The 13,781-nt window shown below is 73.0% G+C and carries 15 protein-coding genes; 9 read left to right on the plus strand and 6 right to left on the minus strand.

The annotated features are described in order from the left end of the window. Positions 1-114: 114 nt before the first annotated feature. The 5 genes from O7629_RS02275 (at position 115) to nudC (ending at position 5,107) form a co-directional block, all read left to right on the plus strand. Positions 115-312, plus strand: coding sequence for a hypothetical protein (locus O7629_RS02275; RefSeq protein ID WP_278167188.1), 198 nt, complete (start codon positions 115-117; stop codon positions 310-312). Positions 313-372: 60 nt separating this feature from the next. Further along, a complete protein-coding gene (locus O7629_RS02280) occupies positions 373-1,320 on the plus strand; it encodes a hypothetical protein (RefSeq protein WP_278167189.1) in 948 nt (315 codons plus the stop codon). A gap of 46 nt (positions 1,321-1,366) precedes the next feature. Next, positions 1,367-2,674: a pitrilysin family protein gene (locus tag O7629_RS02285; RefSeq protein WP_278167190.1), complete on the plus strand. Its 1,308-nt coding sequence runs from the start codon at positions 1,367-1,369 to the stop codon at positions 2,672-2,674. Beyond that, complete coding sequence (locus O7629_RS02290) at positions 2,671-4,053, plus strand: pitrilysin family protein (protein ID WP_278167191.1); 1,383 nt, start codon at positions 2,671-2,673, stop codon at positions 4,051-4,053. The genes O7629_RS02285 and O7629_RS02290 overlap by 4 nt, the downstream gene beginning before the upstream one ends. A gap of 70 nt (positions 4,054-4,123) precedes the next feature. Continuing rightward, the gene (nudC, locus tag O7629_RS02295) at positions 4,124-5,107 is read left to right on the plus strand and encodes an NAD(+) diphosphatase (RefSeq protein WP_278174366.1); all 984 of its coding nucleotides are present in this window, start codon (positions 4,124-4,126) and stop codon (positions 5,105-5,107) included. On the opposite strand, the gene O7629_RS02300 is transcribed toward nudC, so the two are convergent. From O7629_RS02300 to O7629_RS02315, 4 genes are all read right to left on the minus strand, one after another. Further along, positions 5,084-5,323, minus strand: coding sequence for a hypothetical protein (locus O7629_RS02300; protein WP_278167192.1), 240 nt, complete (start codon positions 5,321-5,323; stop codon positions 5,084-5,086). The genes nudC and O7629_RS02300 overlap by 24 nt on opposite strands. Before the next feature lie 250 nt (positions 5,324-5,573). Next, positions 5,574-5,810, minus strand: a complete 237-nt coding sequence (locus O7629_RS02305; RefSeq protein WP_278167193.1) for a DUF397 domain-containing protein — start codon at positions 5,808-5,810, stop codon at positions 5,574-5,576. Between the two features lie 45 nt (positions 5,811-5,855). Beyond that, positions 5,856-7,007 (minus strand): helix-turn-helix transcriptional regulator, encoded by a 1,152-nt coding sequence (locus O7629_RS02310; RefSeq protein WP_278167194.1) that lies wholly within the window; start codon positions 7,005-7,007, stop codon positions 5,856-5,858. A 161-nt stretch (positions 7,008-7,168) separates the two neighbouring features. After that, a complete protein-coding gene (locus O7629_RS02315) occupies positions 7,169-7,414 on the minus strand; it encodes a mycoredoxin (RefSeq protein WP_278167195.1) in 246 nt (81 codons plus the stop codon). A 161-nt stretch (positions 7,415-7,575) separates the two neighbouring features. Here O7629_RS02315 and O7629_RS02320 point away from each other — a divergent pair, with 161 nt between their 5' ends. The 4 genes from O7629_RS02320 to O7629_RS02335 all read left to right on the plus strand — a co-directional run bounded on the left by O7629_RS02320 (position 7,576) and on the right by O7629_RS02335 (position 11,029). Further along, positions 7,576-9,780 carry an ATP-dependent DNA helicase UvrD2 gene (locus O7629_RS02320; RefSeq protein ID WP_278174367.1) on the plus strand — a complete coding sequence of 735 codons (2,205 nt, stop codon included), beginning with the start codon at positions 7,576-7,578 and terminating at the stop codon, positions 9,778-9,780. A gap of 93 nt (positions 9,781-9,873) precedes the next feature. Continuing rightward, positions 9,874-10,257 (plus strand): hypothetical protein, encoded by a 384-nt coding sequence (locus O7629_RS02325; RefSeq protein ID WP_278167196.1) that lies wholly within the window; start codon positions 9,874-9,876, stop codon positions 10,255-10,257. 138 nt (positions 10,258-10,395) lie between these two features. Then, entirely contained in the window at positions 10,396-10,800 is a 405-nt protein-coding gene (locus O7629_RS02330) for a WhiB family transcriptional regulator (RefSeq protein ID WP_278167197.1), read from the plus strand. Positions 10,801-10,885: 85 nt separating this feature from the next. Beyond that, entirely contained in the window at positions 10,886-11,029 is a 144-nt protein-coding gene (locus O7629_RS02335; RefSeq protein WP_199757942.1) for a hypothetical protein, read from the plus strand. 130 nt (positions 11,030-11,159) lie between these two features. Here O7629_RS02335 and O7629_RS02340 read toward each other — a convergent pair whose 3' ends face one another. Both O7629_RS02340 and O7629_RS02345 read right to left on the minus strand, forming a co-directional pair. Then, entirely contained in the window at positions 11,160-12,488 is a 1,329-nt protein-coding gene (locus tag O7629_RS02340) for an AarF/ABC1/UbiB kinase family protein (RefSeq protein WP_278167198.1), read from the minus strand. Positions 12,489-12,498: 10 nt separating this feature from the next. Beyond that, entirely contained in the window at positions 12,499-13,605 is a 1,107-nt protein-coding gene (locus O7629_RS02345) for a hypothetical protein (protein WP_278167199.1), read from the minus strand. Between the last annotated feature and the right edge of the window lie 176 nt (positions 13,606-13,781).

The raw sequence follows: 13,781 nt of genomic DNA on the forward strand, positions 1-13,781 counted from the left end.
ATCCACGCTTTTCGTCCGATGGCTGACTGCACGTCGCGCCCGCCGCCGGGATCCTTTCCGTGGCGGACGAGGCACGGCCGCCGGGACGCCCCCGGGCAGAGAGGTCGGGTGGAGATGACAGCCGAGACCAGCGCGACGAGGGAGATCCTGCTCGTCGTCGGCGTCGCGATGCTCGGCGTGCTGCTGGCCCTGGCCTCTGTCGTCACTCCCTGGTACACCGGTCCGACCGCCGGCGCCGGGCCGGTCGTCGTCGAACTGCACGCACCCGACCCGCCGGTACGGTCCACCGACATCGAAGCGGCCCCGCGCTGATCCACCGGACCGGTCGGGGCGCTGCCGGTTTTCCCGCCGTCGAGTGCTTCACTAGGAGAGATGTCTGCTCCGCTGCCGTCTGACCGGTCAACGTCCGGGACCGCCGTGGACTGGTCCGCCGGGCCGGTCACCCGGTCTGGCCGCCCGTACCCGGCCGCCGGTGCCGGTGCGGGCCCACCGGCCGGGCCGCCGACCGGCCCGGGTGCCGGGGGGTCGGGGCCACCGCCGACCGACCCACGGCGCGGCGGCCGGGACGGGGTACGACTGTGGTGGTTCGGCGGTGCCGCCGCCGTGGTGCTCGCCGGTGGACTGGTCGCCGTGCTGGTGCTGGTGCTCAGCGGCAACCCGGACCCGTTCGGCAGCCCGGACCCGCCGCCGGATGTCCGGCCGCCGCTGGCCCAGCTCTGCCCCGGCCCCAGTGGCGGACCGGGCGGGCAACCCTCGCCGGCCGACCCGACGCCGGCTCCCGCGCTGCCCGAACCGACCGGGCCGCGTACCGTCGACCCGGACGCCGGCATCTCGTACACCGAGTACGGCGAACCGTGGCGGCCGTGGTCGACGGTGTGGAACGCCGGGGCGCTGCAGGTGCCGTACAAAGTGGGGCAGCACTTTGTGACCGAGGCGGACTACAACGGGTTCAGCGACTACCACGCCTCGATCCTGTCCGCCGCCGTGCCGGCCGCCGACAACGACGCGCTCTCCCTCGACCTGGAGTGCGTCGGCCGGCAGGTGGCCGCCGACGTCCGTGCCGAGTACTACCCGCAGCCCAACCGGATGGACCTGATCCGCGACGAGCGGACCCCGATCGGTGGGCGACCCGCCTGGCTTACCGTGTTCCGGCTGCACTTCACCCAGCCCGGCCTGCAGGCCACCGACGAACTGGTGGCGGTCGCCTGTATCGACGTCGGACGCCCGACCGCCGCGGTGCTGTTCGTCTCCATTCCCGGCACCCACCGCCAGCTCGACTGGGTGGTCGACGACCTGTACGCATCCGTACGCGTCGAATGATCCGGCGGTGCGCCGAGGACTGTCGACGACAGGTTAGGGTCGGTGCGTGGCGCGTACAGTGCGGATCCCGGCGACCGCGTACCCGGTGGAGCGGTTCACCCTCCCCAACGGCCTGCGGGTGGTCCTGGCGCCCGACCGCAGCGCGCCGGTGGTCGGCGTCGCGGTCGTCTACGACGTCGGGATCCGGTCCGAGCCGCCGGGGCGTACCGGGTTCGCGCACCTGTTCGAGCATCTGATGTTCCAGGGTTCGGCGAACCTGGAGAAGCTGGCGCACTTCCGCCACGTGCAGGGCTCCGGCGGCACCTTCAACGGCAGCACCCACCTGGACTACACCGACTACTACGAGGTGCTGCCGAGCAACGCGTTGGAGCGGGCGCTGTTCCTGGAGGCCGACCGGATGCGCGGTCCGCAGTTGACCGAGGAGAACCTGCGCAACCAGGTCGACGTGGTCAAGGAGGAGATCCGGGTCAACGTGCTCAACCGGCCGTACGGCGGATTTCCCTGGCTGCGGCTGCCGCCGGTGCTGTTCGACACCTTCCCCAACGCGCACGACGGCTACGGTTCCTTCGAGGATCTGGACAGCGCCACCGTCGGGGAGGCGGCCGAGTTCTTCACCCGCTACTACGCCAGCGGCAACGCGGTGCTCGCCGTGGCCGGTGACTTCGACGTCACCGCCGCGACCGGCCTGATCGAGCGGCACTTCGGGGACGTCCCGGCCCGGCCGGCGCCGGCCCGTCCCAGCTTCGCCGAGCCGGACCTGACCACCGAGCGGCGCACCACGTACCCCGATCCGCTGGCTCCGCTGCCGGCGGTGGCCGCCGCCTGGCGGGTGCCGGACCCGGTCGACGACCTGGCCGGCTACCTGCCGTACGTGGTGCTCGCCGAGGTGCTCACCGATGGTGACGCGGCCCGGCTGGTGGAGCGGCTGGTGCGTGGCGACCGTACGGTGACCAGCCTCGGCGGCTACCTGTCGTTCGAGGGGGAGCCGTTCGACGTACGGGACCCGTCGGCGTTGGTCCTGCAGGCGCACCTGCCGCCCGGCGGCGACGTCGACAAGGTGCTCGGCGCGGTCGACGAGGAGCTCGACCGGCTCGCCGTCGACGGCTTCGCCCGGGGCGAACTGGCCCGGGTGCAGGCCCGGATGGCCACCCACCTGCTGCGCGACACCGACGCGGTGCTCGGCCGAGGGCTGCGGATGGCGGTGCTGGAGCAGCAGCGGGGCACCCCCGAGCTGCTCAACGAGTTGCCGCGGATGCTCGGCACGGTCACCGAGGCGCAGGTCCGTGCGGCCGCCGCCACCCTGCGCCCGCACCGCCGCGCCACGATCGAGGTCGTCCCCGGAGGAGCCCAGTGACCGCCGCCCCCGCCCGGAGGCCGTTGCCGCCGCTCGGACCGACCCGTCGACCGCCGTTGCCCAAGGTGGCCGAGCGGACGCTGGACAACGGGCTGCGGGTGATCGCCATCCGCCGGCCGTCGGTGCCGCTGGTCGAGATCCGGCTCTGGGTGCCGTTCGCGCGGGCCCCGCTGGCCAGGGCGACGGTGCTGTCGCAGACCCTGTTCTCCGGCACCGTCGACCGGTCCGGCGTGGAGTTGGCGGCCGAGCTGCAGGCGGTCGGCGGCGGTCTGTCCGCCGGGGTGGACGCCGACCGGCTGCTGGTCGCCGGTGCCGGGCTGGTCACCGGGCTGCGGCGGATGCTCGAACTGCTCGGCGAGGTGCTGACCGGGGCGACGTACCCGGCCGGCGAGGTGGCCATCGAGCGGGCCCGGCTGGCCGACCGGATCCAGGTGGCGCTGAGTCAGCCGGCGCACCTGGCCCGCGCCGCGCTGTCCCGGCGGATGTACGGTCGGCACCCGTACGCCGAATCGGTGCCCGGGGTGGACCAGGTCCGCTCCGTCCGGCCGGCCGGGCTGCGCGCTCTGCACGCCGACCGGGTCCGGCCGACCGGGGCGCACCTGGTGCTGGTCGGCGACGTGTCACCTGCCCGGGCGTTGGACACCGCCGAGCAGGTGCTCGGTGGCTGGCCGGCCGGTGGCCGGCAGTTGACGCTGCCGGCGGCGCCCGCGCCGCGTCCGGCCCCGTTGCTGCTGGTCGACCGGCCCGGGTCGGTACAGTCGTCGATGCGGATCGCGTTGCCGGCGGTGGACCGGCGGCACCCGGACCACGCCGCCCTGCAGCTGGCCAACATGGTGTTCGGCGGCTACTTCTCGTCCCGCTGGGTAGAGAACATCCGCGAGGACAAGGGCTACAGCTACGGCCCGTACTCGATGGTCGAACACTCGGTGGCCGGATCGGCGCTGATGCTCGCCGCCGACGTGGCGACCGAGGTGACCGCGCCCGCGTTGCTGGAGACCCTGCACGAGCTGGGCCGACTCGCGGTGCTGCCGCCCGACGTCGACGAGCTCGAACAGGCCCGGCAGTACGCGGTCGGCAGCCTGCAGCTGGGCATGTCGACGCAGGCCGGGTTGGCCGGGCTGGCCAGCACCTACGCCGGGTTCGGCCTGCCGTTGGAGTTTCTCGCCGAGCACACCGCGCGGCTTGCCTCGGCGACCCGCGACGAGGTGGCGGCCGCCGCGACCCGCTACCTGGCGCCGGCGCTGACGATGGGGGTGGTGCTCGGCGACGTCGCGCGGATCGCCGGTCCGGTCGCCGCGTTGACCGAGGTCGAAACGTCCGACGCGTCGGCCACCGGCGTGGTCGGGCCTGGTGCGGCAGTGCCCGATGCCGCCGGGTGACACCTCCGTCGGACCGACCGCCGGTACGCAGCCGATCGCCGGTACGCAGCCGCCGCTGGCCCGCGCCGCGATGGACCGGGCGGCGCCGTACCGCCGGGATCCGCAGTGGTTGACGCGGGCCTGGCCACGTTCGCTGGTGCTGGTGGTGGACGGCGCGGCGGGTGGCCGGGCGCTGGTGCGTGACGGCGCCGACGGGACCACCCTGGTGCTGGTGCGCCCGGACCAGGCACCCGCCGTCGAGGTCACCGACCGCATTTTCATCGGTACGGTCGACGACGGCACTCCGGTCTTCGCGGTCGACGCCGTACCACCGTCGTCCGTGGCTGAGCCGTCCGTGGCTGAGCCGTCCGTGGCTGAGCCGGGCCTGCGGTCGGTGACCGTCCGGGAGGTCGGCCATCTGCTGTCGGACCGGGACGCCGGGCTGTTCACCACCGCCGCGGCGATGGTCAGCTGGCACGCCCGGCACCGCTACTCGGCGGCGTCCGGTCTGCCGACCCGGGCGACCGATGGTGGCTGGTCCCGGGTGGACGACACCGGTACGCGGAGCTGGCCTCGGACCGATCCGGCGGTGATCGTGTTGTTGACCGACGGCGGTTCCGGCCCGGACGGGCGGTGCCTGCTGGCCAACCACCACGCCCGGCGTGGGGACGGGTCCAGCCGGCTCTACTCCTGCCTGGCCGGGTTCGTGGAACCCGGCGAGTCGGCCGAATCGGCGGTCGCCCGCGAGGTGGCCGAGGAGGTGGGTCTGACGCTGACCGCGACGCGGTACGTCGGCAGCCAGTCCTGGCCGTTCCCGGGCACTTTGATGCTGGGCTACCTCGGCCGGGTCGACCCGGAGCAGCGGCTGCGGCCGGACCCGGAGGAGATCATCCGGGCGCGCTGGTTCACCCGGGCCGAGGTGGCCGCCGGGCTGGCGGGTGAGCGGCTCGATTCCGGCGACGGGTACCGGGTCCGGTTCGCGCCACCGGCGTCGATCGCCGCTTTCCTGATCCGCAGCTGGGTGGCGGAGACCGCGCCGGACCCCGGCCGGTCAGCCGATCGGCGGGACCGGTAGCACCTTCACCCGTTGCCGGCCGGAGCGGACCGGACCGACGGTGGACAGTGCGCGGGCCAGGTGCATGGCCGCTTCGAGGTTCTCCGCGCAGACCGTCTGTCGGCGTGGCTCGGGTGCGGTCCGCTCGTCGCGAATGCGTTGGCCGGTGCGGACCGCGGCGATGAGTTCGTCGTGTGCCACCGCGCGGATCTCCGTGCGGACGATCAGGTATCGCATGAACGACTCCGAGCAACCGGTGACCTGGGTAGGACGGCCGATGGCTCAGGTCGGGACAAGCTCCTGCTGGAAATTCCATCGGTTGTCTCCGCAGGAGGAGAACCCGTTGTGGTGGCCGGTCAAACCTGACGAACGGATCGATCCCGATGTCCGTTCGGTGGAGGCGGTGCCGGGGTCGAGGCGGTGCCGGGTCGAGCCGGGTCGGGGTGGCACTGGCCACCCGGCTCGACCTGCCGTCCGGTGCCGGCGGTCAGACCAGGTCGAACTCGCCGTCCTTGGCGCTGTCGATGAAGTCACGCCAGGTGGTGCGGTCGAACGACAGCACCGGCCCGCTGCGGTCCTTGCTGTCGCGCATCAGCACCGGTGCGCGGTGACCCGCGATCGCCCCGACCTCGACGCAGTTGGTGCTCTGGCTGCGGCTGCTCTTGCGCCAGGCGGGCGGGGTCGGACCGGGGACGCGCACGCTGGACTGATCTGCTGGGTTCATTCCTGCTCCTTGCTGGTCAAGCGGACCGGGCGGGCGGACCGTCGGTCAGTCCGGGATCGCCTGGCCGGTCCGGCGCGTGGTCCGCTCGTGCGGTCCACGCTGGATCGGCGGCCCGGCCGGTCGGCCGGGGCCTGCCCCGCCCGCAGCGGGCGGGGACAGCGGGGCAGGGGTGGTGGGGGAGGAGGGGTCGGCGCCGTCGGGTACGGAGTCGAGCTCGGTGGCACCGGCGGCGACGTGCCGGGCCACGGCGTCGCTGAGCCAGTCGATCGACTCCTGCGGGCTGCGGGCGGCCTCGCAGAGCCAGTCGAAGACCTGGCCGTACCGTTCGAGCACCGGCACGTCGTTGACGATCATGTCGGCGGCGAGCGTCTCGATCGCCACCGCGCTCAGGTCCTCCGGGTCGGCGAAGTGGTAGATCGAGAACGCGGTCTCCGACAGGTACCAGGAGGCCACCGTGGCGTTGGGGGGCAGCACCCGCAGGGTGACGTTGGGCAGCTGCGCCATGGTGAGCAGATGCTTCAGCTGCGCCACCATCACGTCGGGCGGGCCGCAGCGCAGACTGACCGCCGCCTCCTCCAGCACCGCGGTGTACTTCGGTGCCCCGTTCTCGCGCAGCAGCATCGACTGCCGGGACTGCCGGGCCGCGACCTCGGTGTCCGGGTCGTCGGCGTTGCGCTTCTGGTTGGCGGTCCGGTGGTTGGTCGCCTTCTGCAGGATCGTCCGGCGCCCGGCGGTCCGCTCGTCGACCATCTCCACCAACGGACGCGCCGAGAGGATGCGCACCTTCGCGTAGGCGGAGGTCTGCAACAGGCCCGGGATGATCACCGCGCCGTACTCCTGGATCTCGGTGCAACCAGCCTCCAACTCGGCGTACGCCCGTTGGAGGCTGGTCATCACCGCGTACGAGTTGAGAAAGGCCCGGGTGTTGCCGGCGTCGCGGGCGATGCCGACCAGATCGTCGCGTTCGGTGCCGGTCACGCCGTACAGGTCGAGCAGGTCCATCACGTCGCCGACCCCCGGCCGACTGCGCCCGTTCTCGAGCCGGGAGAGCTTGGACGCGGACGCCCACTTCACCCGTTCGATCACCTGCTCACCGGTCAGTCCGGCGTGTTCCCGCAGCCGCCTCAGCTCGCCGCCGAGGCGACGACGACGCAGGTTCGGGCTCGGTATGGGCTGCTCGGGCTCCTCGGGCTGCACCGGAAACCACCCCCGATCCGTTTGGTGACCGCCAATGTCGCGGCGATGTGGGTCACGGCCCGAAACAGTATGGCCCGATTGCTGCCTCGGTGGGGTCCTCTGGTGGGCGTGTTAGCCAAATGCGACGTTGTGCACGGCGGCGGACGGACCGTGAGTGCGACTCAGCTCGCCGCGAGGTCGCTGAGCCGCTGCCGAACCTGAACGATACTCGGATTCGTCAATGCCGAACCGTCCGGGAAACGGACCGTCGGAACCGTCTGATTGCCGCCGTTGACCCCCATCACGTACGCCGCCGCCTCGGTGTCCTGCTCGATGTCGACCACCTGGTACGGAATCCGCTCCCGGTCGAACTGCGACTTGAGCCGGTGACAGTAGCCACACCAACTGGTCGAATACATGGTCAACATCAGCAGATCCTCCGCGGTCGTCGGGCCACGGCGGGCGCTCGCCCGCCGGGTCGCCGGCCCCGGGCGGCGCCGGGGCACAGTAGTTCCGGCCCGGGCGGCACCCGGGCTAGCCGGTGCAACGTCGGGCGAGGCTGCGATGATTCCTACCCGTGGCGGCCGACATCAACTCAGACCCAGGACCAGGCCGAGTGCTCGCCGGGCTGGACCCGGAGCAGCGTACGGCGGTGACCGCTCCGGCCGTGCCGGTCTGCATCCTGGCCGGCGCCGGCACCGGGAAGACCCGGGCGATCACCAGCCGGATCGCCTACCGGGTGCTCTCCGGCGAGATCGCCGCCCGGCACGTACTGGCGGTCACCTTCACCGCGCGGGCCGCCGCCGAGATGCGGGCCCGCCTCGGCGCGCTGGACGTGGGCGGGGTGCAGGCACGGACGTTCCACGCCGCGGCGCTGCGCCAGGTCCGCTACTTCGCGCCCCGGCTGCTCGGCGGCCGGGAGATGCCGGAGCTGCTGGACAGCAAGGTCCGGCTGGTCACCCTCGCCGCCGGTCGGGTCGGGGTGCGCACCGACCGGGCCGCCGCCCGGGACCTGGCCGGTGAGATCGAGTGGGCGAAGTCGGCGATGGTGGAGCCGTCCGAGTACGCCGTCGCGGCGGCGAAGGCGCTGCGGGAGACTCCGCACGAGCCGGCCAAGGTGGCCGAGGTGTACGCCGGGTACGAGCAGATCAAGCGCGGCAACGGCGTGATCGACTTCGAGGACGTGCTGCGGGCGGCGATCTGGGGCATCGAGGAGCACCCGGACGTCGCCGAGCAGGTCCGGGCCCAGTACCGGCACTTCGTGGTGGACGAGTACCAGGACGTGAACCCGTTGCAGCAGCGGTTGCTCGACGCCTGGCTGGGGGAGCGGGACGACCTGACCGTGGTCGGCGACGCGAGTCAGACGATCTACTCGTTCACTGGGGCCACGTCGGCGTACCTGGTCGACTTCGCCCGTCGGCGCCGGGCGGCGGTGGTGGTCCGACTGGTCCGCGACTACCGGTCGACGCCGCAGGTGGTGGGGCTGGCCAACACGGTGATCAGGCAGGCCCGGGGCACCGAGGCCCGGCTGCGGCTGGAGCTGGTCGGCCAGCGCGAGCCCGGCCCGGAACCGGACGTGCGGATCTTCACCGACGAGCCGGCCGAGGCGGCGGCGGTCGCGGCGCGCTGCGCCGAGCTGATCGCGGCGGGTACGCCGGCCGCCGAGATCGCCGTGCTGTTCCGGACCAACGCCCAGTCCGAGGCGTACGAGAAGGCCCTCGCCGAGGCGGCGGTGCCGTACGTGGTGCAGGGCGCGGAGCGGTTCTTCGAACGCGCCGAGATCCGGCAGGCGATGGTCGCGCTGCGCTCGGCGGTCCGGTCGACGCCCGGGGAGACCCCGTTGGTCGAGGCGGTCACCGCCGGTCTCGCCGCGGTGGGTTGGACCCCGGACCAGCCGCCGCCGGGCGGGGCGGCGCGGGAACGCTGGGAGGCGCTCGCCGCGCTGGTCCAGTTGGCCGAGGAGTTCGGCGCCCAGCCGGTGCTGGTGCCGGTGGGGGAGGCGGCGGTCAGCGAACGTCCCGTCCCGCTCGCCGACTTCTGCGCGGAGCTGCAGCGGCGGGCGGCGGCGCAGCACGTGCCGACGGTCGCCGGGGTCACCCTCGCGTCGCTGCACTCGGCCAAGGGCCTGGAGTGGGACGCGGTCTTCCTGGTCGGGCTCGCCGACGGGACGCTGCCCACCACGTACGCCCGCACCGCCGAACAGCTGGAGGAGGAGCGCCGGCTGCTCTACGTCGGGGTGACCCGGGCCCGGCAGTGGCTGTGGCTGTCCTACGGTGCCGCTCGGTCGCCGGGCGGGCGGGCCCGCCGGCCCTGCCGGTTCCTGCCGCAGCTGGACCGCTCGGGCGGTGGTGCCGGCGGTGCTCAGCGCGGCGGTCCGGGGGCGGGCCGCTCCGGCGAGCGCCGCCGCGGCCAGCCGGTCTCCTGCCGGGTCTGTGGTACCACGTTGCTGGCCGGCGTCGACCGCAAGCTGGGCCGGTGCGCCACCTGTCCGTCGGATCTGGACGAGGAGCTGCTGGACCGGCTGCGGGCATGGCGGTCGCGGGTCTCCGGCGAGCAGCGGGTGCCGGCGTACGTGGTGTTCACCGACGCGACCCTGCTGGCGATCGCCGAGCGGCGGCCCGGCAGCGACGCTGAGCTGCTGGCGATCGCCGGGATCGGCCCCCGCAAGCTGGGGCTCTACGGTCCGTCGGTGCACGCTCTGGTGGGCGGCGCGGCCGTAGATGATCTTGACTGGCAAAAAAGTTCGGAATCCGACCCGGAAAATGGTTTGCCCCCGGCGTCGCAAGAGGCTTAGCCTCAGGTCACACCTCGCGAGCAGTGGGCGTTCTCGCTGCTCCGCCGGGGTGGAGGGTTTTTCCGTGACGAGTCCAGGCAGGAGGTGACGACGGTGCTGAGCTACGAGACTTCCGTGCTGTCGACGCTGACCGCTGCCTGCGCTCCGACGGTCGGTGGCTATCTGGCCGCCGTCGCGCCCATCGGTCACTCGGCAGGGGCGCACCAGATCCAGATCCAGATCCAGGTCGAGCAGACCCACCGGCTCCGGCTCGCCGTGCCGACGACGGTGCCCGCCGGTCCGACCGGGCAGCACCGCACGGTCACCGGGTGGGCTGGCGTCGATCAGGGCTGGGTCCGGCTCCGGGGTGCGTCCGTAGTCGCGGCGACCAATGGCACCAGCAGCTCCGAAGGCAGCGTTCGCACCACCATCCCGGCGGCCAAGAAGCCGTTCATGGATGCTGCCCGCGGTGTTCCACCTCGAGGAAGGCCGGTCTGACACCAGACCACACCGGCTCACCTCGAGGCCGCGGAACCCGCAACCGGGATCCGCGGCCTTAGTTTTTGCCGCCGCACAGGTACGAGCAAGTCGGAAGCGATCCACGAGATCGAAGCGAAAGAAAGAGGTGACCGGGCGATGAGTCTGGCGTTTGCCACTCTCGACCGCAGCGACTACCAGCCGGGGTGCCGGCCGGCCGCAACGGGCCAGCCGGACGTCGTGGCGGAGCTGCCGTGCCGGAAGTTCGACCCTGACCTGTGGTTCTCCGACTCCCCGACGGAGCTGGAGCTGGCCAAGTCGCTCTGCGTGGACTGCCCGCTGCGGGTGGAGTGCCTCGCCGGGGCGATCGAGCGGGCCGAGCCGTGGGGCGTCTGGGGCGGCGAGATCTTCGAGCGGGGTGCGGTCGTGCCGCGCAAGCGGCCCCGGGGCCGGCCACGCAAGGAGGACCTGGCCCGCGACGCCGCCCTGCGGGGCGAGGTCGAGGCACGCATGGCGGCCAACGGGGTCGCCGGCTCCCGCGGCACCGTCCGGCTGGCGGCCTGACATGCATCGGATCACGTCGACCGCCGGCCGGGCGCCGGCACAGACAACCCACACCGCAGCACCGACCATCACAGGAGAAACCGTCATGCACTTGCTCTACGAAGCGCTCTCCCGGGCGCGAATGCAACCGCCTCAGGCCGGCACCGCGCGTACTGAGGCACCCCGATCCGCCCGCACCGTCGCCATGCAGGCCCGGCACCTCTGGGCCCGCAGCCTGAGCGGGCGCTGACCGAGCCCGGTCCCCGCTGAGAACACAGCGGGGACCGGGCACCATCCGTCTACCAGGCCGTGAGGGCGTGACCACGGCCCCGGCTCCCCGGCCGCGAGGGTCTGACCACGGCCCCGGCCGTCCGTGCGGGTCAGCCGGTCGGGGCGAAACCCGGCAGCCAGCGCCGCACCACGTCCCGGTACCGGGCCCGGGCCTCCAGCTGGCTGAGCACACCGATCGAGCCGAGCGTCACCCGGTGGATCAACAGATAGGCCGGCGGCAGGTTGAGATGCCGGCTCAGCTGGTACGCCGGTGACTTCGGGTTGGCCAGCCGGGCCGCCTCGTCGCGCAGCCACTGCCGGGTGAACTGGAACTCCTCGGCTGCCAGCGGCGCCAGCATCGGCAGCAGGAAGTCGAGCACCGCCGGGGCGTCGATCGGGTCGTCCGGTTTGATGAAACCCTCGTCGCGCAGCCCGGCCACCACCGCGTCGGAGTCCCCGTCGAGCGCCAGCCGGACCAGCCGGCCGATCGGCTCGGGGTGCCCGCCGGGCAGCCGGGCCACGGCGCCGAAGTCGACCACGCCGAGCCGGCCGTCGTCGAGCAGTCGGAAGTTGCCCGGATGCGGGTCGGCGTGCAGCAGCCCGGCCCGAGCCGGCGCGGAGAAGTGCAGCACCGCCATCAGCAGCCCGGCCCGGTCGCGTTGGTCCGCCGTACCGGAAGAAATGATCTTCGAAAGCGGGACGCCGTCGATCCACTCGGTGACCAGCACCCGGGGCGCGGCGGCGAGTACCGCCGGCACCATGATCTGGTCGTCGTCGGCGTACGCGACGGCGAACGCCCGCTGCGACTCCGCCTCCAGCTCGTAGTCCAGCTCCTCGGCCAGCCGGTCCCGTAGCTCGTTGAGCAGCGGCTTGATGTCCAGCCCGGGCTGGATCGCCCGGAACATGGTGCTCAGCCGGGACAACTGCTTGAAGTCGGCGAGCAGGGCGTCGCCGGCCCCCGGATACTGCACCTTGACCGCCACCGGTCGGCCCGCTGCGGAGCCGTCGCGCCACACCGCCCGGTGCACCTGGCCGATGCTGGCCGCGGCGGCCGGCCGGTCGTCGAACTCGACGAACCGTTCCCGCCAGTCGGCGCCGAGCTGCTCGGCCAGCACCTTGTGTACCGATCCGGCGGGCAACGGCGGAGCGGCCTCCTGCAGCTTGGTCAAGGCCTGGCGGTACGGGGCGGCGAGCTCCTCCGGCAGCGCCGCCTCGAACACCGACAGCGCCTGTCCCGCCTTCATCGCACCACCCTTGAGCTGCCCGAGTACGCTGAACAGCTGCTCGGCGGTGCGTTCCTGGATCTCGGTGGAGATCACGTCGGAGGCGAGCCCGGTGACCCGCTTGCCCAGCCCGAGGACGGTGCGGCCGGCGAAGCCGATCGGCAGCGCGGCGAGTTTGGCGGTCCTGGACACGGCCCAGCGCGGGATTTCGGTCACCTGGCCATTGTTACCGACGATCGCGTACCGTGACCCCTCCCTGAGCGTGGCTCATGCCACCGGCGCCCGGCGCGTGGCCCACGCCATCGGCGGGGCTGCGCACCGGTGTGCAGCGGCGCGGCCGGCGCCGGTGGCAGTGGCAACCCTGGTGGGCCGGCCAGGCCCGGCGCCGCAGCCGGGCCGGGGCGTGCACCTCGATCGCCGCCCCGATCGTCTCCGGGCTCCCACCGTCGACGAACGCCAGGATCTCGGCCGTCCCGACACTCACCGCGGCCAGCAGGGTCGCCGAGTCGCAGATCGTCGCCGGGCCGATCGCGCACAACTGGGACGCCAGCTGCGGCCAGCCCGGATCCCGGTCCCGACGGTGCAGGTCCAGGCAGTTCAGGCACGGGGTACCGGTCGGCGGCACGAGCGGGCCGACTACCGGCGTCCGGTCCCGGATGTCGACCAGCAGGTGGGCCTGCCGGTGCCGGGCGTAGCTCGCGGCGAGCAGGTTGGCCGGCCGGTCGGCGCCGAGCAGCACCGTCAGGGTGGCCTGGCCGCGCCGTACCGGGCGGGTCTCGACTCCCGGGACGGCCCGGCTGACGGCGGTGGCGACGGCGTCGCGGGCATCGCGCGTGCCGGCCAGGTCGATGGCGACGTGACCGATCCCCGCCTCGGCCACCGCGACGGCCAGCGGCCGGGCCAGCCGGCCCCGGCCGGTCAGCACGATCCGGGCGGCGGCACGTCGCCGCAGGATCTGCGCCGGGGTGCCGGGAAGCTCGTCGCGGCGCAGCGCCAGGGCGGTCGCCTCGGCGGTCAACCGGTGCCGGGCGTGCTCCGGCAGGTTCGCTGGCAGCAGAGTGTGCGCGCCGACGATCAGGCCCCGGGCGATCAGCATGTCCAGCAGATGCCGGGCCTGGTCGGCCGGGACGCCGAGCCGGGCGGCGTGGTCCAGTACGGCGCGGGTCGACCGGCTGCCGTCGAGGAGGTCGAGCAGCCGGGACTGTGCCGGGTCGGTGAGGTCGAGCAGTACGGCGTGCGCCGGATCCGAGCCGAGCTGCAGGGTGGCGCGGTCCCGCCAGAGGCGGGCCAGGCCGGGCAACAGAGTCGGCCTGAGCAGGGGATTGGTGGGCATGAACAACAGACTGTCACCGTAACGAAACGCTCGTTGGCTCGTTATCCACAGCCTGTGCCCCGCACATCCTCGGTTATCCACAGGTTCCGGCGGGTTTTCCACAGCCCGGTCGGGGTGGTGTCGCGGCTCGGACATGACGCAGCGTGTAGTGGTGTGCCACTCGATGTTGGTCGGGG

This window comes from Solwaraspora sp. WMMD792, from assembly GCF_029626105.1.
In the GTDB taxonomy this organism is placed as follows: Bacteria; Actinomycetota; Actinomycetes; order Mycobacteriales; family Micromonosporaceae; genus Micromonospora_E.